Annotated in this window: 6 protein-coding genes; all 6 read left to right on the top strand. The window is 43.9% G+C overall.

Annotated features, from left to right (window positions below):
- Nucleotides 1-204: 204 nt before the first annotated feature.
- The 6 genes from ACJJIY_RS00700 to ACJJIY_RS00675 all read left to right on the top strand — a co-directional run bounded on the left by ACJJIY_RS00700 (nucleotide 205) and on the right by ACJJIY_RS00675 (nucleotide 25,103).
- The gene (locus tag ACJJIY_RS00700) at nucleotides 205-9,669 is read left to right on the top strand and encodes an RHS repeat-associated core domain-containing protein (RefSeq protein ID WP_445358897.1); all 9,465 of its coding nucleotides are present in this window, start codon (nucleotides 205-207) and stop codon (nucleotides 9,667-9,669) included.
- Nucleotides 9,670-9,673: 4 nt separating this feature from the next.
- Complete coding sequence (locus tag ACJJIY_RS00695) at nucleotides 9,674-10,318, top strand: hypothetical protein (protein WP_445358896.1); 645 nt, start codon at nucleotides 9,674-9,676, stop codon at nucleotides 10,316-10,318.
- Between the two features lie 1,253 nt (nucleotides 10,319-11,571).
- The gene (locus ACJJIY_RS00690; RefSeq protein WP_445358895.1) at nucleotides 11,572-11,715 is read left to right on the top strand and encodes a hypothetical protein; all 144 of its coding nucleotides are present in this window, start codon (nucleotides 11,572-11,574) and stop codon (nucleotides 11,713-11,715) included.
- A 356-nt stretch (nucleotides 11,716-12,071) separates the two neighbouring features.
- The gene (locus ACJJIY_RS00685; protein WP_445358894.1) at nucleotides 12,072-14,114 is read left to right on the top strand and encodes a BamB-related PQQ repeat family beta-propellar protein; all 2,043 of its coding nucleotides are present in this window, start codon (nucleotides 12,072-12,074) and stop codon (nucleotides 14,112-14,114) included.
- Between the two features lie 607 nt (nucleotides 14,115-14,721).
- Nucleotides 14,722-24,534, top strand: coding sequence for an Ig-like domain-containing protein (locus tag ACJJIY_RS00680; protein ID WP_445358893.1), 9,813 nt, complete (start codon nucleotides 14,722-14,724; stop codon nucleotides 24,532-24,534).
- Nucleotides 24,528-25,103 carry a hypothetical protein gene (locus ACJJIY_RS00675; RefSeq protein ID WP_445358892.1) on the top strand — a complete coding sequence of 192 codons (576 nt, stop codon included), beginning with the start codon at nucleotides 24,528-24,530 and terminating at the stop codon, nucleotides 25,101-25,103. The genes ACJJIY_RS00680 and ACJJIY_RS00675 overlap by 7 nt, the downstream gene beginning before the upstream one ends.
- Nucleotides 25,104-25,528: the final 425 nt, after the last annotated feature.

Here is a 25,528-nt window from a genome sequence, read left to right as displayed (position 1 = left end):
ATATATTGGACGTATCCATCAAATACCTCAAAAATTGAACTTTGGGAAGGTGTTAATAGTAAAACTAAACTAAAGTCGGTTTCTCTCTCAAGTAACAAAGCAAGTAATCATCCATTTAAAAATAAACCGGTAGGTACATATTATTATCGGTTGCAGGCGTGTAATAAGTTAAATCAGTGTAGTGGGCTTACTGATTTTGCATCTGTGACCGTGCGAAAAAATGACCTTCCGCAGTTAAAGTTTCTCGCTTTTCCAATGCAGAATGCTTTTAGGCCAAAAAGCAATTTAACATTATATGCTCAGTCTTCTGATCGCGATGGTATTTCAAAAGTTACCTTCTACTATAGCTATAGCGATGGAATAAAAAGACTTATCGGTGATGGTGAAACGGCAACAAATGTTCCTGAAATGAACCAGTGCGATGGGTGTTACAGAAAAAACTGGACTCTCCCATCTCTTGAAGATGAAGATCAAATAAAAAACATCCAGGTCTGGGTAGAAGCTATTGATAAGATCAATGGAAAGACCGAGCTGGTTGCTCCAGGAATTATCAAACTTTCAAATAACCAACAGCCTACAGTTAGTGTTAGTGCATCACCGAGTACTATAATCGAGGGCGAAAGTGTTACTTTGAGTGCTAATGCTTCTGACCCGGATGGTAGCGTTAAATCCGTTGTCTTCTATGTCGGGGGGGCACCTTATAAAACGGATTCGACTTCTCCTTATCAGGTTCAATGGAGCACGAATTCCGCCGGTACATATTCTATCTATGCGAAAGTCACTGATAATGAAGGTCTTGAAAAGAAATCAAATAATATAAGTGTAAAAGTCTCCCCAAAGGCCCCACCACCTGCTCCCTCCTATTTAAATTTAGTTAATTCTTCGCGTGTCAACATAACTGGCGATTTTGAGCTTGCCTGGGATGCTGTAGGCGAGGTGACCTACAAGGTGGAAAAACTTGAAGTCGGCGTAAATGCTGATTTTGTCCCGGATACGACTTATACAAATAATAAAGTACCTGGACATGAAATATTTGATCAAAGAGCGGGAGATTATCGCTACCGGGTTTTTGCTTGCAATAGTGTTGGCTGTAGTGAAAAACCTAGCCCAGAAGTTTCAATTACTGTGGTTAGGGAAAAGCCCAACGCACCCAAAGGACTTGTTGCCAACCCGGATAAAGGCGCTCAGTTATTTACTGGTAATTACAAATTAACTTGGAATCCCTACAATTCTTCACTCGATGGCGTGAAACCTGAATTCTATAAGTTACAAGAGAAAACTGGAGGGGTAGAGAGCAGTTCTAAGTGGAGTACTCTACCTACAAGCAGCTTAACTACAAATTACACGGCTTCGAATAAGCAGCCCGGAAACTATAGCTACCAGGTTCTAGCATGCAATGCACTGGGATGCAGCACTCCTGGTGAGATAGTTAATGTTACGGTTTTACCTCCCTATTTGAATACTGCTGCTCTATCGTGTGACGGAGGATGCATCCGTTTATCGGGTTCAGGTTTTGATCCTGAATCATCTATAAGTCTCAAGGCAATTCATAGTCCAAGTACTAAAAAATCACTGCGATTTTCTGAGGCTGTTCAGGCAAATTCAACTGAAATCGAGTTTCCGATAAGCAAGCAAGCAGCGATTTATGATGCCCTATTTGAATTAGGGGTCCGTATTACAGTTACCAATCCGAATAGTGCTCAGGGTGGTATTACCCTTTACGGAGATCGAGCTACAGAAATAATAGGTGAAACCCAGTCTACTCCTGCATTAAGCATGGATGGCTCCACTCTCTATGTGGGAGCAGAAAACCAACTCTATGCCCTGGATACGAAGAATAGCGGCGCTGTGTCTTGGCGTTTTGCAACAGATGGGGTTATCAAGGCTAGTCCTAGGGTAGATAGCATTGATGGGACCATCTATGTAGGGTCACTCGATCATCATTTCTATGCAGTTACCCCTCATGCTGTAGAAAAGTGGAGGTTAAAGACTGGTGGAGAGATTGTTTCTTCTGCGATATTAGATGAAGATCGAACGCTCTATTTTGGTTCAATGGATAGAAATCTCTACGCCGTAGATCCTATTGAAGGCGCAGTGAAGTGGACTTACCCAGCCGATGGAGGGATTGCTGAAACGCCTGTATTAGCTGGTAATGATATTCTCTATTTTACTACGGTAGAAAGTAATCAAGTTCATGCTATATCTCGAAAAAACCGCGGACCGGGCAAATTGGTATGGGAAAGCGTAGATGATTCCTTGTTGTGGGGGGAAATTGGAAACTGGATTCCAGAGCCCTCAATGGAGCCCGAATTTCAATCGATAGCCCGACTTTATCGTGGTTTATTGCAGCCTCCATTAGCATTAAATCGAAAGGTTCTTACTTTCTGGACTTATCAGCGCGTAGCAGGCCTAGTTAGCGACGCAGATATAGCTCGGGCATTTCTTGAGTCTGACACCGGGCGCATAAATTTTTCCTCAACTTTAAGTAATAGTGACTTCGTCGATACGTTGTATGAGCGGATTTTCCCAGGGCAGGGCTATCCTGATATCTCCGTCGGTGGGGATACGTACAGTCGTGCGGCGTTGATCGGCCTTTTAGATGGAGGCTATGCGAGAGCTAATGTAGCTTTACTGTTCACTCAGTCCCTGGAATATACCGCTTCAACGAATAGTCTACTTAGACTTGCTTTTGATTATTTGTATGACCAGGACTTCAGTTGGGCAGTAACAACTTGTAATACCGGCGATGAATACACCCGCGATTGTGATGGCGATAATTTGCCCGATTGGTGGGAAATCCTTTTCTTTGGCCATACCGACTACGGTTGGGAGGATGATCCAGATGAAGACGGAAAACCTAATGGTCAAGCTTTTATGGAAAGTATTAGCCCCTGTCAGGCAGGTTGTTATAACGGTATAACAGAAAAACCCCCGGCACCTGCCGAGGCCCCACAAGTGAATTTGGGGGATCTCAGCATCTCTGAATCTATTGGCGCTTTACCTGGTGAATTTCGCGTAAATGAAGCTGGAGCCGCAACATATTCAATACCACTGAGTTTGCCGCCTGGAACCGCAGGGGTAACACCTGAACTTGCGTTGGCTTATACCAGCACAGCGGGCAATGGCATTATGGGTAAAGGGTGGACCTTAAGTGGCTTATCGGGGATAAGCCGTTGCCGACAAACAACTGGACGCGACGGCAAAGGCGAAGCCATTACTTGGGGTGAGGGGGACCGTTTTTGCCTGGATGGACAACGGTTGCTATTGGTAAGTAATGGCCATTATGGTGACTCTGGGTCACAGTATCGTACCGAGGTAGATAGCTTTGCGTTAGTTACAGCTCACGGTGGGTCTCGTGGTAAGCCAGACTTCTTCACCGTTGAAAGAAAAGATGGATCCATTAGCTATTACGGTGATGGCAATAAATCGCAGCTGGCGTTTTCCGGATATGGCACCCTGAACTGGATGTTAAGCAGCTTCGAAGATAGTGCCGGCAATGAAATTAATTATATCTACACCCAAGAAGGTGGCCACCGCATCCGGGAAATTCAATATGCCTATGGTGATAGTGGAAATGCCGCTGCACGGGTGACTTTTGAATATGAAGATCGGATGGATGTAATTAATGGTTATTCCGCCGGGGCCTTCCTGTCTACCAAAAAACGTATGACAGAAATTAAGGTCCTCGGTGAAGATTACACTGTTCTTCGACGTTACGAACTCGATTACCTCAATACAGGGTACGACCATTTAAGTAGAGTTGAGCGTATTCGGGAATGTGTAGCTGATAGTTGTCGTCCTGATACCGTATTTAAGTGGCGCTTGCCAGCGGCTTTCCTTGCAGTAAATGCCGATTCCGGGGTGGGACTAAGTCGCCAGCTTGATCGGGCTAATCTGGCTCCGCGTCCCGCAGATATCAATGGTGATGGTCTTTTAGACTTGATCTGGGTAGAGACTGATTGGGATGATGATGAGAGGATTCATGACCAGTACTTTAAGTATGTATTGGCGAATGGGGATGGTTTTGATTCCGAGCAACTTGTATTCAGGTATCAGGAAGATGTGCGTGTACCTTATTCCTGGAGCATGATTGACTATAATGCGGATGGTCGTGCGGACTTGGTCGTTTATGTTCGCGAGCGTGGCGTATGGGTAGTGCACAAATCGATCCCTAACCCTAGTGATGGCACATGGTCTATTAGCACATCTTCTGCAGCAACACTGAAAGAGTTGCCCATCACAAAAGAAGATACACGTTTCGTTGATATTAATGGCGATGGTTTAGTAGATGCTGTTTCGGCAACTGGTTATCAGCTATTAGAAAAGAGACCAGATGCTACTCCGGTTTCTAGTGATTTTTACCAATTTGGTAAGGTTAACCCCTGGACCATCAGTGGTTTAGAGTCTTGGGGTCATATAGACAGTGACGACGAAAGTGCTTTCCAATATTTAGATCCACAAGCAATTGGCGATTTTAATCATGATGGCCAAGTTGATTTGGTTTTGGTTGATAGCAAGGTGTGGTGGGATAGAGATCCACTAAACCCTTATCCAATTGAGTTATCAAAACCAGATTTAGATAAGCAGCATACCAAAGCATATTTAATGCAAGTTCAAGGCAATAAATTAATTGCTAAGGAAAAACTGCTCGACTTCATGCAGGTCGATGGCTTTAAAGGTGACAGCAGAGACTATGCTGCCACGGTATTAGAACGCCACGGAACACTCAAAGAGTCCTTACAAACGGTTGATATTAACAGCGATGGCTTGGTTGATATTATTACCCGGGAAAGAGAAGGTAATAAATATCGCTACCGTATAAATACTGGAGATGGTTTCCTGGATGACGTTTCTCTGGGGGCTTTTCCGGATAACGTACACCTGAACTGGTTCGACTATGAACTAGATGGTGATCTGGATATGTTATGGCGAAAGCAGGATGGAGAACTGGAAAAACTAGTCTTCCGTCGCTGGCAGGCGCGTACACAGTCCTTTGGCGAAGAAGAGCATTTCCGCACAGTAATTTCCAGTCGCAAAGGTGGAGGAGACACTTTTGTGGATATGGACGGTGACGGCCAGACTGATTATTTGGAATTCCATGGCGATCATCTATCCGTATATAAGGCGGGAGATAGGAAAGTAGCTCCCAATGTGATTGAGAAAATCACAAATGGTTTGGGTACTGAAACTATAATCAGTTATGGCTCCACCTCCTCTTCTGGACATTTTGCGCGGCCAGGGTTTGGCTCGGCAATGGATACATACTGTGCCAAGGTAGCCAATGGTGATAGCGGTATTGAAAGCTGGTGCCTGGAGTATAAAGAACCTTCGTACTATAGCCTCTATAACTCAATCAATGAAGATTGGCGCAAGTTTGAAACAGTAGACAATATCAGTTATCAGACTTTGGGCAAGACAAGCCCGATTTTAGATGTATACACTACTCAATTCTTAGTAACACGAGTTCAAAGTAGTGCGCCCGCAGCAGCTGAGTACCCAGGGTCGGTAAACAGTGATGCACTAGTTGGGGTGAGCTATTTCTATGGTCGCGCGCGCTTACAGGCAGGAGGGCGTGGCTACCTGGGCTTTGAAAAAATCCGCACCTTGGATGAACAAACAGGTGTTGCTACTACTACAACTTATCGCCAAGACTTTCCATTCAATGGATTGCCGTTGAGGACCGAACAGCGTACTGCCTCAGGTAAATTACTGAGTGAGTCTGGTAATTATTGGGCTCTTAAGGGATGGCAATCTGAATGGTCTGAAAAGGCGAGGTCTCAGGGCACTTCTTCACTAGGACCTTTACAGCCCTATGTTTGGGAGAGTGTCGAAAAAGCCTATGACTTGACCGTCAATGGAGAGGTTCAAGGTAACTTACTGAAAACTATCACCAGTAAGACAGAGCAGGATCTGGATGGTAATACCACGCGTGTATACGTAGTTACTGAAACACCGAACGGGGATAGTTTCGCTACAGAAACCATTAATGAATATGGAACAGGAGAGCGTGTTTCCTTTAGCAACTCCGATCATAACTTCTCAAGCTATACCGAGTTGGGTCGTTTGACGTTGACGAGAGTTATTCATTCTCGCAAGCAAGATGGGATAGAGGAGTTGGCTGAGCGTAAAAGTGCTTTTACTTATTATCAAACCGGTAACAAAGCCGGCCTTCTGAAAGAAGAGATACTAGAGCCTGAAAATGGCGGCCTGAACTTGGTGGATGGTGAATTACGGCTGCGTACGTTCTATGATTATGATCACTTTGGCAATAAAGTCTCAGTAGAACAGTTTGCTGATCTGGATAAATCGCGTCTGCAGCGCTGGATTTATGATCCAAGAGGCCGTTTTGTTGATCGTGAAGAAAATAGTTACGGCCAGACCGTGAGCCAGGTTCTTGAGCGCGATCAATATGGCCAGGCAACCTTAATTGAAGATACGGCCGGGGTACGGGCATCCATCGGTTACGATGTCTTTGGGCGAAAGGTGCTTGAATACACTGAGACCGGGGCCGGTAAAGTAGCCTTGCTTGATCACCCCGGCAGTCATTGTGCTGCGGGTACGATCTATCAGATGGTTGAGAATATATCGGGGGGTATAGAGAGCATAACTTGTTTTGATGTACTTACCCGTGAGATACGTAAGGCATCTCGAGCATTTGATGGCAATTGGAATTATGTGGACACTGAATACGATAGCTATGGACGTGTAAAACATAAGTCTGAGCCGTACCGAGCTGATCAAAGTTCCTATTGGACAACTCAATACTACGACCTGATCGGCAGAGTAATAGGTACTGACCTGCCTGGCATTGAAGGTATTAATGGCAGCGGACGTGATATGTTAATCGTTTACTCTGGCTATACTACAACCGCCACTAATCCCAAAGGGCAAGTGCATTTGGAAACTGTTAATGCACTGGGAGATAAGATACGGGTTGAAGATAATCTGGGTAATGTGCAGGAGTTTAAATACGATGCTCAGGGCAACCTGAGGTTTGTAATTAACCGTGGTGATGGTTCCCGTAATCTTATAACAGAGATGGAATACGATTTACTTGGTCGTAAGATAATGATGTCTGACCCTGATAAAGGCCAGTGGCGCTATCGTTATAACGCCTTTGGCGAGATGGTTAAGCAGACTGATGCCAAGGGACAAAGAGTGGAAAATCAATATGATCGTGCCGGTCGTCTGGAAGAGCGCAGCGATTACAATAGTGAGAGTGAAATTGTAGAAACCACTCTCTGGGGTTATAACAATGGGCTGACGAGGGACCAATACGGTACTCCGCCCGCAGCCCTTCGCGAAGTGGTAGCGGTTGATTCCGGTTATATCAAAATCCATGGCTATGATGATTTTGGCCGCCCCAGCGAAACCATGACCAGTTTTGCCGAAGGGGATAATCACTATGAAAAAAGTAATTACGATCAATATGGCCGCCCCTTCCAGGTATTTGACGCCGGTGGCGATGGCAGCTGGCAAAGCAGTGCTATCCAGCATAAATACAATCAGTATGGTTATCTGGAGAAAGTGGTTGATGCGGAGAAATTGAACTTGGCAACTGCTGAGGAGTTCTATTCTGTACTGAAGATGGATGCCCGGGGCAATGTCACCGAGTATAAAACTGGTAATGGGGTCATCACTTATAAACACTTTGAACCTGCCACTGGTCGCCTGCTGACACAGCAAGCGCAGGCCAGCGGTATTCAAGGGGTCACTGATGTTCAGGACTTGAGCTATCACTGGGACTTGTTGGGCAACTTGGAGTATCGCGAGGACCGCAGTGGTGATAAGAATCTGCGCGAGGATTTTACCTACGATGGCTTGAATCGCCTGGAGACCGCACAGATTCAGGGGCGTGAAGCGCTGGTAATGCGCTATGACGACCTGGGTAATATCACTTATAAATCTGATGTGGGCGAGTATCGCTATGGTAGCCAATGTAGCAAAGGGTTTGGTCCCCATGCTTTGTGTGAGACCAGTGACGGTGTGAGTTATCAATATGACCTAAACGGTAGTATGGAAAGTGACTCCAGCGGCAGACTGCTCAAGTACACGACATTTGATAAACCTTCAGAAATCACTAAAGACGGACACAAAACCGAGTTCCTGTATGGACCTGAGCGCAAGCGCTATTTCCGCAAGGATACCGCCAGCAATGGCCAAGTCAGCGAGACCCGCTATATAGGCAATGTGGAAAAAGTCACACGTGGTGAAACTACAGAGATCAAACGCTATCTCCCTGGAGGAGCGTTAATCACGGTGAAGAAAGGTGAACGCCGAAGCCAGTATATGCACAAGGATCACCTGGGTTCCCTAGATGTGATTACTAGCGTAAATGGCGAAATCGCGACAGACACAAATGGCAACCAGCAAGTATTTAGTTTTGATGCCTGGGGGCAGCGCCGCAATGCGCTGGATTGGAGCGTTCTGCTGGATAAACAACTGACTGGCTTTGCAACCGGGTTGACCACACGTGGCTATACTGGCCATGAAATGCTGGATCAGGTTGGCTTAATTCATATGAATGGTCGAGTCTATGACCCACGTCTAGCCAGGTTTCTGCAAGCCGATCCGCTTGTACAGGCGCCTGATTATAGTCAGTCGCATAATCGCTACGCTTATGTGTGGAACAATCCGTTAAATGCAACCGATCCGAGTGGCTACTCTGTTACCTTGATTGCAGCATTTGCCTTAGCTGTAATGAAGGTGAAGGCTGTCTGGGTTGTTATGGCGGTTATGGCGGCAGCAGGCTTTGTTGACGCGCTTTTACAAGGGGCTAGTTTCGGTGAGGCTTTCCAAAATGGATTGATCCAGGGGGTTTCAGCTGCAGCTTTTGCCAGCGTTGGGCAGGCTGGAGTCGGTGCTAGTGTTACTGCCAACCAAGTGCTTGCGATTAAAGGAGCAGTTTTAGGGCTTTTAGGTGGAATTACTTCAGAATTACAAGGCGGGGAGTTTGGTCATGGTTTCGCATCGTCTGGACTAGGAGCCTTTGCCAATGGACTTTTTCCTACTGATAATTTTGTTGTTGGGATCATTGTTGGCGGAACTATATCAAGACTTTCTGGCGGAAAATTTGCAAATGGAGCTGTGACTGCGGCTCTTCAAATCATCCTAGCTAAAGGTTCTGTTAAAGCTATCGAGATAGAACTTGATCGTAACGGGCATCCTATACCTGATGGCCCCTATGATATTGCAGAAGATACTGGATATGGGCTTGAGCTCATTGATGGAAAGTTATCTGGGGAGATACGCTTTGGTTGTAATCCTAATGAAATGACTATTTGTACAAAGGCAGTAGAATATATGGATCAGATGGTCTCTGAAAATGATTTTCTTGAGATTAAAAATGTTCTGGTAACGGATAAATCGTTTGAGGTCTTTATTGCTTCAGATCCTGATGTAGGAACAGCGCACTATAATTCAGGATTTGACTCAATTAGATTTAATCCTAGCAAAGTAAAAATGAGTGGAGCTTTATTTAAGCGAGTGTTCCAACATGAATATGGTCATGTTATTGGTTTGGAACACAAGTATAATGTGACTAAAAATTTTATGAGCTATTATGGGCTTGGTGTGGGCGATGATTGGAGGGATGTAGAAGCTACTTTGTCCAGCGGACAAATACAAAAATTAAGTAATGCGTATGAGCCATGGTATCAGGTATGGTGAATTAATGATTAAAGTTATATTCATTTTTACTATATTGTTTTTTGCATCAGCTTGTTCGCATGCATCAATATTAGTTCCTATGTATTGTCAGAAGTATAGCGGGGAGCTTTTTTCGGATATATATTCTAAAAAGGATTTCCCTGTTGTGGAGAAATGTATATTTGCAGAAGAATTTATGTATCGATTTAGATCAATCCCCGAAAAGAATAGATATGGATTCTGTAGAGCCTATGCAGTTTATATTTATTCAACAGGTGAAGTAGAAGAGGCGATTTTGCTATCTCGAACAAAATATACTAAAAGTTGTAAGGCGGAATACAATAAGTATATTTCCTTTAAGAAGGATAATGGAGAGCAGGAAAAAATATATCATGATATATGGTTGGCGTTAAACGATGCATCAGATATGAGGGTGTTTTCATTAAATAGATTTTCTTTTTGGGATCGGTTGTTTTCACCTGCTCTTAACAGCTTTCTTAGAGCCATCGGCACTTGTAAAGCGAATCTTGATTGTGTTGAGTTGAGTTCGGTTTACCAAAAGATAGATTTATGGAGTGCTACTGTTTCTGTCGGGGGGGAGGCATGGATAGTTCTTCTAGGTTATGATGGTGATAAGATGAGAATATATGAAGTAAGTAGCTTATCCTAGGCGGATTGATAGCTCTCCGTGTAGGTTGATATTTTTTGTATCTTTTATTGGGTTTATAGGAGGTGAAATCTAAAATGTGAGCTCATGTGTTTTTGGCTTATTGATGATAACTGTATTTCTTAAAAGGGGTTTTAGCTATTGTGGGGACAGAAGAAACAGGCTGTCTACCCGTTTTCTTATATAAGTTACCGTTTGAAAACCTGGTTGTTATGTTTTATTAGGGTGGCTGTATTTATGAAAATAATATATTGCTGTGGTTGACCTCAAGCGGCAATAGGTGAATTTCTTAAGCTCTATAGGAGTTCTATCCCCTTTGTTTTATTTGTTCCGGATAAGTTACCAATAATCACGGTAGTCTATTACATCACTATCGTACCCCATCTAGGCTAGGAATTTTCTGTTAATCACTATGACCTCAGGTGAAAAATATATTTACATTCGTCAGGTTGTCCCTGCGAGTTTTCTTACGTTCCATTAAACACAGTTTTTCATGTTGCCCTACTAGTTCTTGGTGAATTTCTAATATGTCGGGGCCTCCTATTAGAGTTATGCAGGGGCGTGGTGTAAATTGGTATGTTTCTTCAGTGCATAAATTACCAAGTCTATTTTCATTTGGTTATCCGATGCTAATCAATGAATTGTAAAAGTGGAGATCAGTAACTATGATCTATGGTACAGACCGATATCTAGATATCTGCAATAAGGCCCATAGGGTGTTCAGGCGATACTTGTTGTTTAACGACACTGTCGCTTGATATTTCTGTTCTGGCATTGATACTTTATGATCATCTCATAAAAACAATCCTTGATGATATCTTCCTCCTCCGTTGGCGGTTGGCTTTAAATCACAGTTTTTGCTACTTGCTCGGCCCATGTTCGCGTAATGGCAAAAGCAATGCCCTTTAATGCCTCCAGGATAGATTACGTTGCCCTGAATCATAATGGGTATGAGCTTTGGTGGTATAGGCCCTCTGTTGCTGAGATAGTTTGTGTGCCTACCCTCTCGATAGTATTTTCTAAGGGATTCTGACTCTAACAGTGAAGCAGATAAACTTATTCAATTATGTAATGAAGTAGATTACGGGTGAGTAGAAGTATCATAAAACAAGTTTTTCATGCGAGACTATACAATCTACTTAGGAAGCAGATTGATTACAATTATTACTTAAAATAAAGAAGGTGGGGTTGACTTTTGGTTTGAGTGGCACTCTGATAATGGTGTCGAATTCTGAGGTCTACAAAAGGAATATATGATGTTTAAAAAAGTATTGGCTATTTTGTATTTTTTAGCGCCAGCGAGTATTTTGGCTCATTCAAGTACAGGAAGTATATCTATTGCTAAATTACAAAGCTGGAATGGGGTGGAATTTTTATTAAAACGGATGAGTTGGAGATAAGTAATCCCGCAGGGTGCGCTATTACTGATTAATATGTCCTATCCCCAAATGCATCTGAAATGTCACAGTCTATGCGACTTAGCTCATATATTGCTGGGCAAAAACTGAATCTAATAGTGTATGGTGATGGCTGTGAAAATGATAGACCTATGATAGTTGCGGTTACATTTCATAAATAAAGTAAGAAGTAGCTCGGCGATATTTGTCATCGGCACCTTTTGTGTTGCCTGGTGGCAATATTTATTTCTGGCAGTTGTCTATTTTGTACCAGGTTTGTCAGTAAGTCGTTTTTTTCTTGAAGATGAAAAAAAATTCTGTGAAAATGCTCACGAATAAGGAAGTGGTTTTTTCTGTAGTTGGTTGTTGCAGTTTTTGGTCGGGATGCTAAAAGTGTAATCTTTCGATTCGCGAAAAATCTGGCCATCATCAAGGATGAAAAAATGGTTGGATCGCTCGCTGAGCCTCTTCATAAAATGGAAGCTAAGGTAGTTTCTATTTTCTTCTCTTTCTTCATTGTGTTTTCTACCTGCTCTGTTGTTGCAGCCACAACTGCATCTGTATCAATAGATGCTCCAGGTAATGATACGCTAGTTCCAGGTAGGTTTCCTGATGTCGAAGTTTCTCTTGCTAACGTTCAAAATCTAACAAATCTTGAGCTTAAAATAAGCCAGGGGAGTGGAGTAGAGAACTTATGTCTGATCGATTTGAATGAAAATATAGCGCTTTGTTCACTCGCAGTAAGTCTTGACGATGGCTGGCAGGCTATTGATGTGAGTTTGTATAGTGATGGAGGCCTGGTTTCCAAAGCAGCAATATCTGTTGCCGTAGACGAAGACCGTGATGGTATTGCAGATCATTTAGATAAATGTAAGAACACTATTGATACTGAGGCCGTAGATGTCGATGGTTGTAGCCCCGTGCAGTTGGATAGCGATAATGATGGAATTTCAAATGTAGATGAATTTCTACTTATTTTACCTGCGATTAACATGCTACTTGACTCTCCTTATGAGCCCGTAGAAGAACCTAAACCACTAGAAAACGCTATCGAAGATGGTTTGTTTTTCGAATCCCCAGCCCATAAAGCTCTGGTTGTAACCGATAAGCCCTCTTTGCGGTTGAGAGCTAACTCAAGTCTAGATTTAACTGGTGCAAAATTAACAGTCAGCATTGGTAACGGAAGTACAGAGTCTTGTAGCTTCGATCCTGATACAAAGGTTGGTAAGTGCGATTTAACAAAGCCGATAGGACATGAATGGACAGATATAGAGGCTGTCCTTTTTAAGTCTGATACACAGCTTGCTCGAAGTGTTATCTCAGTGGCGCTGGATAGCGATGAAGATGGAATCGCTAATTTTGAAGATTTCTGTTCTTCAACTTCCCTAGATGATACCGCGAATAGTTTAGGGTGTGCTCCATCTCAAATTGATTCTGATTTTGATGGTATCAGTGACATTGATGAGATAGCAGCTGGTAGTAATCCATTTAGCGGAAAAAGTTATCCAGCTGTTAAAATTAGTGCATTTACGGCATTGCCTGAAAAAATCTCTCGTGCTGGTGATGGTGTGGGGTTGAGCTGGATAACATCCGGTGCTACATCAGTTAGTCTTACTAACAATGCTGATGACTTTTCTTTTTCCCGATTACCTGCTGAGGGTAATGCGAGGGTGGCGCCAAACTTCTCGACTACCTATACCGTAGTGGCTACGGGGCCCGGAGGTAAGTCAAGTGCAAATGTTCAAGTTAAAGTAGGTGCATTTACGCCACAAAACCAGTGGGGAGAATCTCCTCTTGATCAGGTAGCTGAAGCGATTAGTGCTTCACTCACTGTTTCAGAAAGTGGAGCTATTTTTTTGGGGGCCTTTGATAATAATTATTATCGTTTCTCACCTAAAGGTGACCTTGATTGGACGCTGAAAGATGTCGGGGTGGTGATGAATAAGGGCGCTATACAAGGAAGTACCATATTTATAGGCACCAGCAATTCAACTGGGGGAACTGTAGCAGCTCTTGATGGAGATAAAACCACCCGGTGGATATCAAGGACTGAGTCAGCAGTTATTGGGGGGCCGGTTCTTAATTCCATAGGTACAGTTGTATATGCTGCGACATATGATGGCTCGGTATATGGATTTAATACTGTAGATGGTCAAGAGCAGTGGAGTTATCAGTTGCCCGAAGGTGAGACTGTAAGTGCAACACCTGCCTTGAGTCTGGATGGTGCGACTCTCTATGTGCACAGCAACTCCCATAATGTATATGCTCTGAGTTTACTGCCATCGCCCCTGTTAATGATGCGTAGTTCTCAGTCGTTATCCGGGCAGAGCCCTTCAAATATTGCGCAATCTCAGACTAATGGCACTTTACTTTGGAAAAGTGATATTGGTAAAGAGGAATAAGAAAGTCGAGAAATGGCTTTAACCACTGTCTTCAACGTAATGGATGGTGGACGTGGTGAATTATTTATAATGAACGATAGTGCAATGTAGTCTGCCAGTCGTCTTGCATATGGAACGGTTTGTTATGTTTTTTTGGGGATTACTCTGTAGAGTTAGATCAATAGTTAGCTCTATATTTCTCGCTTTATTATTCCTTTCTTGTTCAGCTAAAGTTTGGGCGGTACAGTGGTTTTCAAATGACTACCGTGATTATTTTGAAAATATAGATGTGACTTTTAGTGTCACTCCGAACTCTATAAGCAAAGATGGGAAAATTAAACTTAAAGTTGTAACAGAATCCAATGGTTACTCCTCTGGTTCATTCACTTGGCCAAGTTTGCGAGATGATGGAAAAATAATTTCTACTCCCTGTATGATCTACCAAAGTACGGACGGAGGAAGCAGCTGGAGTCGGATACCGGAGAACTTCTCTTTTTTTACTGGTTTGGAAGGATTTCTTCCAGAAATTGACTGTAACCCGAACACCTTTGGTAGAGCGGGTAAACAGACCATTTTGTCTGCCACCATAACCCGGAATGTTAATAAAACTTATAAATTTAAGTTCAGAATGGCGACTGGTCCGGGTATAGGAGCAGATCCGGTAGACTATTGGACAACTCCCGTTGAAGCTGTAACAGTTGATATCCCGGAAAGACCAGGGAAAGTAAGAATTACCTCAGCTACTGGTGAAAAAGGGGCTGCCGATGGTGTATTCACTATTGAATGGGCTAAACCCTCTGGGGATGTTAATACTTATAAAATACAGGAGTACTATAAACGAGATGGTGTTACTTCCAAACCAAAATATATAACGATAAACAAAGATATTTACAGTTATACTCCGCCTAAAAAATCAGCTTCAACTACTTATTACTATAAAATAAAGGGGTGTAATGAGCTCAATCAATGTAGTAATGAGTGGAGTGATCCACGGGCCGTAAAAGTAAGAACTAATGAGAAGCCGACGGTTAGGTTACAGGCTCCAACTCATGGCAAGACCTATCGGCCAGGTGATATTAAAACCATTTACGCCACTGCATCAGACTATAACGGTATTAACCAGGTAGAGTTTTTTCGTAGTGCGAGCAGTTCCGGTAGCAACCCAGTTTCATTGGGATATAGTACTTCTGATAATGGTGATTGTAATGGATGTTATCGTATTAATTGGCCGGCAAACTCCATTTTAGGAGAAAAAATCTACATTTGGGCTGTAGCTAAAGATACCCTTGGGCTGAAAAATTCGATAAACGATACGAATACAGTAAAAATATCTATTCTAGATAATGAACAGCCTGTTGGCTGGCTAAATAGTCTGCCATCCTCTATTACTCAATATGATAACGTTGTATTAACTGCAACTGCCTCTGACAATGATGGAAGTGTGGCATCAGTTGAGTTTTTTGTCGGCGGATCCAGTTTAGGTATTGATAGAACTTCACCATATACGGCTAATTGGAATGATGTGCCAGATGGGAATCATTTACTATCGATAGTTGTTACGGATAATGAGGGATTGTCTAAGACTTCCAATCCAGTAACCGCTAGTGTAAAAGCACTAGACCCGCCAGCTCCGCCCAACAGTTTAACTATTGATGGATATACTGCTCCAGTTCCAGAAAATACTACAGGGTCTTACACCGTCAATTGGAGCGACGCTGGTGAATATTATGTTCTTGAACAATTAAAGGTAGGGGTTGACGGCGTATTCAAGTCAATTCCTTTGGCGAACAATAAAACTACCGGGCAATACATGCCCAATCAAGGTGCGGGCACTTATAAGTATCGAGTATATGCTTGCAATAGGGCTGGTTGTAGCTCTCAACCTAGCCCAGAAACATCAATAGAAGTAGTTAAAGAAAGTCCTAAATCCCCCCAAAAACTTGTAGCTGTCCCTGCGGGAAATGAAGCTCTCTTCACAAGTAACTACCAGTTACAATGGGACGCGTTTAACCAACAGGAAGGGGGCGCAAGGCCTACTTATTATGTATTACAGGAAAAATCAGGAGGGCTAGAGACCTCTGGAAAATGGACTGTGCTTTCCTCCAATAGCCTTTCCAACAGTTTTTCTGTAGAGCGTAAGAGCCCAGGAGTTTATAGCTATCAAGTTATGGCATGTAATGTCATAGGGTGTAGCGAACCAGGGGAGATAGTCACATTAACAGTAGTTCCACCCTATTTTTCAGCGGCAGCTGTCTCCTGCGACGGTCAATGTATCTCACTTTCTGTTAACGGGCTGGACCCGGAGGGCTCGATCCTGTTGAGCGCGATACACTCCAAGCTATTTGACTTATCTATTTCTGCTAAAGATCTCAACTGGCAATCCTCTACAGAGTTTGAGCTTGCAATAGTTCCTGAGATGGAGCTTTATAAAGGCCTGTTCGAGCTTGGCGTCCGAGTAACAGCTGTTAACCCTAATAGTGCCAAAGGGGGTATAACTGTTTATGGAGATAAAGCTACAGAGATTATTGGTGAGAGTCAGTCGGCCCCAACCCTTTCCCCGGATGGCACCCTATATGTCGGTGCGGATGAAAAGCTATATGCCTTGAACACTGAGGACGGCTCCGTTCTTCCAGAGTGGCCTTTTACTACTGGAGGAATTATTAAAGCGAGCCCACGGATTGATGGAACGGATGGAACGATTTATGTTGGATCTTTAGACCACAGTCTCTATGCGGTAACTCCTTGGGCTATTCAAAAGTGGCGCTTAGAAACGGGGGGAGAGATCGTCTCCTCTGTTGTGATTGATGATAGCCGCGTGCTTTACTTTGGTTCTATGGATGGTGTGCTCTATGCCGTGAATGCACCTAATGGGAGCATAAAATGGACGTTCCCTGCTGATGGCGGCATTGCGGAAACGCCAGTCCTTGCCGGCAATGATACTCTGTACTTCACCACAGTAGACAGTAATCAAGTTTTTGCAATTCCTCGCAGTAACCAGGGGCCCGGAAAGCTGGTCTGGGATAGCGTTGATGACTCTTTGATATGGGAAGAGATCGGCAATTGGAATCCAAATATCGCCCAATTGCCTGAATTTCTTACCGTTGCAAGACTTTATCGAGGCCTTTTACAGCCACCACTAGCAATGAATAGAAAGGTACTAACTTTCTGGACTTATCAGCTATTGAGTGGCGACTATACGCAAGTCGACATTGCCAGAGCTTTTCTTAATTCGGATACGGGTCGTAGTATTTATGCTCCAGCATTAAGTAACACTAAATTTATAGACACTCTATATGAAAGAATTTTTCCCGGTCAGGGAGCTCCGCAGATAACCTGGGGTGGGGTAACGTATAGCCGTGCGATGCTGTTGGATATGTTATCTGGTGGCTATTCTCGTGAGCAAATAGCGGTGCTATTAACGCAGTCTCTTGAATTTAGTTATGCTACCAATACCCTTTTAAACTATAGCTTTGATTACCTTTATGAACAGGATTACAGCTGGGCAGTAACAACCTGTGACGAAGGAGATGAATATACTCGCGATTGCGACTCGGACGGGCTCCCTGACTGGTGGGAAATACTCTTTCTCGGGAGTACGGATTACGATAGCTCCGATGACCCAGATGGCGATGGAATTACTAATGGCGAAGCATTTGTAGGTAATCTGAGTCCATGTGATGCTGGTTGTTACAATGGAATCGTTGATCAACCACCGATCCCGGCAGGAATTCCTCAATTATCTGCAAGCGAGATAAAGACATCAGAATCAATAGGTGCATTATCTGGTAACTTTAGGGTCAATGAGGCAGGCGCTGCGACTTATTCTATTCCCCTAAGTGTTCCTGTGGGCACCGCCGGTGTCGCGCCAGAGCTTGCTCTAAGCTACTCCAGTCGATCAGGCAATGGGCTTTTAGGGCAGGGGTGGAGCTTATCAGGGCTTTCTTCTATTAGTCGGTGTAATAAAACCCTGGACCAGGATGGTAAGGGTGCAGCGGTTTCGTGGAGCAAAGATGATCGATTCTGCTTGAATGGGCGCCGCCTGGTATTGGTTGAGGGAAGTTATGGAAAACCTGGATCACAGTACCGAACTGAAATAGATACCTATGTTTTAGTTACCGCTAAAGGAGGGACAGCAGGCCACCCCAGCTACTTTACGGTTGAAAGCAAAGACGGATCGATAAGTTATTTCGGTGACGGCAATAAATCACAACAAACTATTTCTGGAAAAGGTACTTCAACTTGGGCAATTAGCCGTACGGAAGATAGTGCGGGTAATGGTATAAATTATATTTATGCAAATGATGGTGGTCATCGTATACGGGAGATACGCTATGCCTATGGAGCGGGAGCAGTAGCTGAGGCCCGAGTCTCTTTTACCTATGATGATCGTATGGACGTGATCAACGGCTATTTTTCTGGCTCCCTGCTATCAGTTAAAAAGCGAATGACCGGCATTGAAATATTTGGTAGCGAAAGTGATGCCTTGCGTCGGTATGAGATTGATTATCTAGACAGTGGTTATGATCACCTGAGTCGAATTGAGTATATACGGGAATGTGCAGGCAATATTTGTAGGCCGGATACAGCCTTTGAATGGCATCTGCCTTCCATTATGCATAATCCTCAGTACTCAGACACGCTGCAGCTGAGCAAACAATTAGATCGCGCAGCGATTTCTCCCCGACCGGCGGATATCAATGGAGATGGTTTACTGGATATCATTTGGCTGGAACCAGATTGGGATCCCGATGGAAGGATCCATGATCAATATTTCAAGTATGTACTAGCTTCTGGTGATTCATTTACAAGAGAAAGATTAGCCTATAAGTACCAAGAGGATGTTGATACGCCTTATCAGTGGAGCATGATTGACTATAATGCGGACGGGCGCTCCGATTTGGCTATCTATGTGAGAGAGCGTGGCCACTGGGTAGTTCACCAGTCTCAACCGAGTTCGGCTGGAGTTTGGAACCTTCCTTCATCCAGTATTCCGCCTATCGACTTGCCTGTTTATGAAGAGGATGCGCGCTTCATAGATATCAATGGCGATGGACTTGCCGATGCGGTATCTGCCACTGGATATCAGTTACTCGAGCCCGATAGCTCCAAATCTACTTCCTCAGCCAATTACTATAAGTATGGTAATAAAAGGAGCTGGACGATTAGTGGACTACCGTCTTGGGGTGAACTTGACAGTAAATACGAAAGTACAGAGTTGTATCTGGATCCAGGTGCAGTAGGAGATTTCAATAATGATGGTCGGGTAGACCTTGTTTTTGTTGATACTAAGCAGACTTGGGAAGTTGATTTAACTAATTTCGACTTTTCTTCAGGTAGAGATGAAACCCTCATTTTGTCCAATCAACATACTCGGGTTTACTATGCATCCATTGATGGGGATAACCTGTTTATTGATGGTAAATTGTTGGATTTCGTGCAGGCGTCCTGGCCAGATAAAGAAAATAAAGAATATGAAACCACAGCACTTGAAAGACATGGGAGCCTTAAGCAGTCGCTACAGGTGGTCGATGTTAATAGTGATGGCTTGCTAGACTTAATTACACGAAATGGAGAAAACTATAAATATCGAATAAATACTGGCGATGGTTTCAATTCGGAGGTTAACCTCGGTACATTAAATAAAAAGTTATCGTTCAGCTGGTTTGATTACGAAGGTGATGGTGACCTTGATGTGCTTTGGCGAGAGGAAGATGGGGCTAGTGAAAAGTTAGTTTTCCGTCGCTGGCAAAGCCGTACCAATAACTTCTCTGAGCCTGAAACTTTCAAGCGTGTGAATAGTTCCCGGGTTGGTGGTAAGGATATATTCCTAGATATGAATGGGGATGGGAGGACAGATTATCTCGAATTCCATGATGATTACCTCTATATCTATCATGCTGAGGAGCGCCAGGTTGCCCCTAATGTTATTTCTAAGATAACTAATGGTCTTGGGGCTGAAACTTATATTACCTACAGTGCAACAAATACCTCTGGCCACTACGCCCAGCTGGGAATCGGTGTAGCCCTTTCTGGTTATTGTTCTCGAGTTTCAAATTCTGACAGTAATGTAGAGGACTGGTGTTTAACTAATAAGGTTGCTAGTAGCAGCGAGTTCTATCAAGCCCTTAATTCTGATTGGCAACACTCTTTAACCCTTGGGAAAACCAATGTCGTTATGCCGTTATTGGGTAACCAATTCCTGGTGACTCGCATTGAAAGTTCGACTCCCGCTGCGGGTCACCAACCCGGTACGGTTGACAATCTTGCAACGAGTGGAATTCGCTATTTCTACGGAAATGCTCTTCTACAAGCGGGCGGAAGGGGCCACCTGGGGTTTGAGTCTATCCAGACTTTAGATGAACAAACCGGCGTAACCACGACTACCACCTATAGGCAGGACTTTCCCTTCATTGGTATGCCTCTACGTACAGAGCAGCGTACTGGTGATGGCGCTCTACTAAGTGAAGCGGATAATACCTGGGATATTCTGGGTATGGAGGATTCTTGGCCTGGGACTGCTAGAAGCGAAGGAACTGTCTCTTTAGGCTCGTTAAAACCTTATATTTCCCAAACTATCGAATCCAGTTACGCCTTAAGAGCGAACGGTCAAGCTCAGGGGGAACATCTCAAAACTGTTACCACCCATACGGAGCAGGACATGCATGGTAATGCCACCAGGCTTACGGTAAATACCAAGGCCGCTAATGGTGATAACTACATTACCGACACCGAAAATGATTATGGTTCTGGTCGGCGAGTCAACTTCGTTAACCCTGATCACCAATTGAATGAGTATGAGGAACTAGGGCGCCTTGTCTCTGCCAGAGTCACTCATAATCGTTTTGAGGGAGGAGAGAATGATTCTGCGGTTCGATATAGCGAATTTAGTTACTATGAAAATGGGTTTAAAGCAGGGCTCTTAAAAGAGGAGATCATCGAGCCGCTCTCCGATGACTTGCGATTCACTACTCTCTATGATTATGACCAGTTCGGTAACAAAATATTCGCGCAGCAGTCTGCTGCGAATGAAGAGAGCCGTTTCCAGCACTGGATTTACGATGTCAGTGGGCGCTTCGTAGATAGGGAAGAAAATGTTTATGGGCAAACCACATCCCTAGTATTGGAGCGTAATGAATATGGTCAGCCGACTCTGGTTGAGAACATTTCGGGTGTGCCTACATCATTCCGTTACGATAGGTTTGGCCAGCAATTACTAGAATATAGTGCTACAGGCTCACACAAAATAGTAATGCTGGGCCATGCCGGTGCTCAGTGCCCTGCATCTGCTGTTTACCAAGTTACCGAACGCGTCGGCGGCGGTGGTGAATCTGTTACTTGCTTCGATATGCTGGCGCGGAAAATTCGTACCGCCGGGCGCGCTTTTGATGGAGGGTGGAACATTGTCGATATTCAGTATGACCAGCTGGGGCGGGTAAAGCATCAAAGCCAGCCTTATTCCCAGGGGCGTTCTCGTTACTGGACTACACAATATTACGACTTAATTGGGCGTATCGTCGGAACCGACTTACCCGGAGTTTCAGGGGTTAATGGCACTGGCTACGATGTTGCTGTGGAGTATGATGGTTATACGAGCTCATCTATAAATGCTAAAGGCCAGGTTCACCGGTCAACAAAAAATGCGTTGGGTGATCAGGTACGAGTCCAGGATAATTTGGGCAATGTGCAGGAGTTCCAATACGATGCCCAGGGTAACCTCCGATTCGTATTTAATCGTGGCGATGGCAGTCGCAACATTGTGACAGGTATGGAGTATGACCTGCTGGGACGTAAAACAAAGATGTCCGATCCCGACAAGGGGGAATGGGGTTACAAGTACACAGCTTATGGCGAGCTGTTCGAACAGACTGATGCCAATGGCCAAGTAGTAATTAATCGTTATGACCGCCTTGGTCGCTTAAAGGAGCGTACGGATAAAGATAGCTCTGGTGTAATTGTTGAGACTACGCAGTGGGGTTATAACAACGAGGTATCCTCGGATATTTATGGCACACCTGCGGGGGCCCTGCGTGAAGTGGTAGCCTTGGATAGTGGTTATATCCGCTTGCATGGTTACGATACTTTAGGCCGCCCACAAGAGACGATCACCAGTTTTGCTGATGGTGATGATCATTACGAGAGAAGTAATTACGACCAATACGGCCGCGTGTTCCAGGTGTTTGATGCGGGTGGTGATGGCAGCTGGGAGAGCAGTGCGATCCAGCATAAGTACAATGAGTATGGTTATTTAGAGCAAGTTATCGATGCCGAACAACTCAACCTTGCCACTGCGGAACAGTTTTATACTGTTATTCGCATGGATGCTCGCGGTAATGTCACTGAATATTTGAACGGGAATGGGATAACAACCCAAAAATTCATTGACCCCGCCACTGGTCGTCTTACTGGTAAAGTCGCCCATGTACTCGGGCTTGGGAATATTCAGGAGCTAAGTTACCAATGGGATGATGCGGGTAACCTGGAGTACCGGGAAGATCGCAGTGGTGACAAGGATGTTCATGAAAGCTTCAGTTACGATGGTTTGAATCGACTAGAGCGATCGCAAATCCAAGGACGCGATGCTCAAGATGTGCACTACGATGATTTGGGTAATATTACCTTCAAATCAGATGTTGGCACTTATAAATATGCTGAACAGTGCAGTAACGGCGCGGGCCCTCATGCGGTGTGTGAAACCAGTGATGGTGTCAGCTACCAATACGATGACAATGGCAATATGACCTCTGATTCCAGTGGCCGCTCATTGCTGTATAGCACTTTCGATAAGCCTACTGAAATTACTAAAGATGGCCATAAAACCGAATTCCTTTATGGTCCAGAGCGCAAGCGTTTTCTTCGCAGAGATACGGCTACTGATGGTCAGGTAACTGAAACTCGTTATATTGGGAATGTGGAAAAAGTCACCACTGATGGTAATACCGAAGTGAAGCGGTATTTACCCGGTGGAGCTTTGGTGATTATTTCTGCTGGGCAGCGCAAGAGCCGTTATATGCATACGGATCACTTGGGCTCATTGGATGTCATAACCGAAATTAGTGGAGAAATTGCTAAAGACAGCAATGGAAATCAACAGGTCTTTAGCTTTGATGCCTGGGGACAAAGGCGCAACGCTGTAGACTGGAGTGCTTTATTGGGTGATGAACTTACAGGCTTTTCATCCAGCTTAACTAGCCGCGGCTATACCGGCCACGAGATGTTGGATCAGGTTGGACTGGTCCATATGAACGGGCGCATCTACGATCCCCGCCTGGCGCGCTTCCTTCAGGCTGACCCCTATGTGCAGTCGCCGGATTACAGTCAGTCTCATAATCGCTATGCGTATATATGGAATAACCCACTGAATTCCACCGATCCCAGTGGTTACTTCAGGCTTAGAGACTGGGTGGGAGTCATTGTTGCTGTAGTTGGTGCATGGATCTGTGGCAGCCCTTGTGCAGAATTTGGGTGGGAGATGGTCGCCCTTGGAGCCGCTTCTGGTGCAGCAAGTGCTGCCGCTAATGGAGGGAATGTTCTCGAAGGGGCTTTAATTGGGGGCATAAGTGCTGCTGCTTATGGAGCGGTAGGGCAAATGGACTTTGGTGGGCTGGGCTCGTTTGCAGGCGTTGCTGAATTCTCTGCTTATGGTATAGCTGGTGGTATTACCAGTGTGCTAAGAGGTGGAAAATTTGGGCATGGGTTTGTTTCCGCCGGTGTGAATTGGAGTGTTTCCGGGAAAGTTGATGGTGTTGGAGGTTCTGGGCCTACTGGAATTGCGATAAGAACAGTAATTCGTGCTGTAATTGGTGGAACGTTGTCTGAAGCTACTGGTGGTAAATTCGCCAATGGGGCCGCTACTGCGGCTTTTGCTTCGCTGGTGAATTCGATAGGTGACAGTGACGATGTTTTAGTTACTGGTGAACGTGGTGGGGATACTCCGCCAACTGATGCGAGTGATCCTAGGGTTGTTCGACCAGAAATAAATTTTGAAGAAGCCTTTTTGGATTCTGGATCAGCTAGAGAAGCATTGAATACAGATATTATGATCGCAAAAGATGAAGGTAATCCTAAGTTGGAGTACGGAGGGATAACTGTTTCAAAAACAGTTGACGGTCAAACTTTATATTACAATTCAAACATTGTGACTAGCGGTAGTTCTAGTTGGATTGCGTGGAGCAAAACGCATCTATTAAATTTGAACGCAAATACACCTTTGATTGCGTTAGACCATTTCCATCCTTTGATTAGTAGTGGCCGCGGGATAAATCGTGTCAAAGCGGTACCGAGAGCATTTTCAGATGGAGATATGGCAACCTACCGAGGACTTGTAGCTGGAGGTGCAACTCAATTTCAAGGTGTTTATATGTTTGATAAATACGGCTCTCGCATTTATTCAGGAGGTCGTAGTTATCGTGGTAATGAGTGCAAGAGTATAGGTTTATGCTGATTAAATTTATTTTGATGAGTGCAGCATCAATTGGCTTAATTATTTTTAGTGTGGTCGGTTCTGCGAATGAAAATTCATTAGCGCCTGTTATCTTGAGCGAAGATAAGCTTTTGGAAAGTTATTTTTCAGCAGATATGATTCCTCATTGTGCAGTGGAGCTTTCAACTTTGTATAAGGAGGATGAATGCTACATGAGCCAAGGAGAAGAGAGGGGTGTCGAGCTTAAAATTATTCACCGAAGATTTTTAAAGAATATTGTAAGACTTGAAGAAAATGGAGGGGAATACAAAAAGCTTCCTGAAGATAGTTATGCTTTATATAGTGAAGCTATTTGTTCATTAGGTATTGTTCGTAGTTGTGCTTTAGATGAAATCTTGAGAGGGGATGGAGTTGATGTTTCTGCACGCTCTGTTATTTACTTAATGTCTGGTGAGGCTCAGGAGTACTACGAAGAATTGGATGGGGTTTATCCTAAAAATTATGATCCTAAAAATTACGAGCATTTTAATAAGGTTGTGAATTCAGGGCTTAAGATATTAAGTCTAAAGGCAGAAAATAGCGACAAGTAATTCTTAAAGTGAGATTTACCAATGGGGCTGCTACTAAAGTCTTTCGATCTATAGTGTCCGAATGGACACCAGAATCTGAGATTTTTAGTCTTCCTGCTGAGGGGGTTAGGTTTTCTGAAGACGTAGCTTATGATGAGAAGGTAATACAAGCTGATTTGAATACCGAAATTAGATCGCTAAGATATGATATATATAAGAGTCGACAGGAGGTATTGGAATGTTCACACAAAAATGTACATGCACTTTTTCTCAGGCATGGTTTTGAAGTCTGTTAGTGATGGTTGGTAAACTTAGATTTTTCAGGTATACATCCAGATGCTCTATGCATAATTTAAATTCTATTTCTTTGTTTGGGCGGGATGATGTTCTGTGTAATAAAAATAATTTTTGAAACCCTGAAGTTAAGATTTTGGTTGTAAGGATTG

The organism is Microbulbifer maximicatervae (SeqCode), from assembly GCF_052468155.1.
Note: the sequence above shows the minus strand (reverse complement) of the source record. Positions and strands in the feature narration are given on the sequence as shown.

Bases quoted from the DNA above. Each gene is read 5' to 3' on its own strand.
- ACJJIY_RS00695 (WP_445358896.1), top strand. From the start codon at position 9,674: ATGATTAAAGTTATATTCATTTTTACTATATTGTTTTTTGCATCAGCT.
- ACJJIY_RS00690 (WP_445358895.1), top strand. From the start codon at position 11,572: ATGTTTAAAAAAGTATTGGCTATTTTGTATTTTTTAGCGCCAGCGAGT.
- ACJJIY_RS00680 (WP_445358893.1), top strand. From the start codon at position 14,722: ATGGCGACTGGTCCGGGTATAGGAGCAGATCCGGTAGACTATTGGACA.
- ACJJIY_RS00675 (WP_445358892.1), top strand. From the start codon at position 24,528: ATGCTGATTAAATTTATTTTGATGAGTGCAGCATCAATTGGCTTAATT.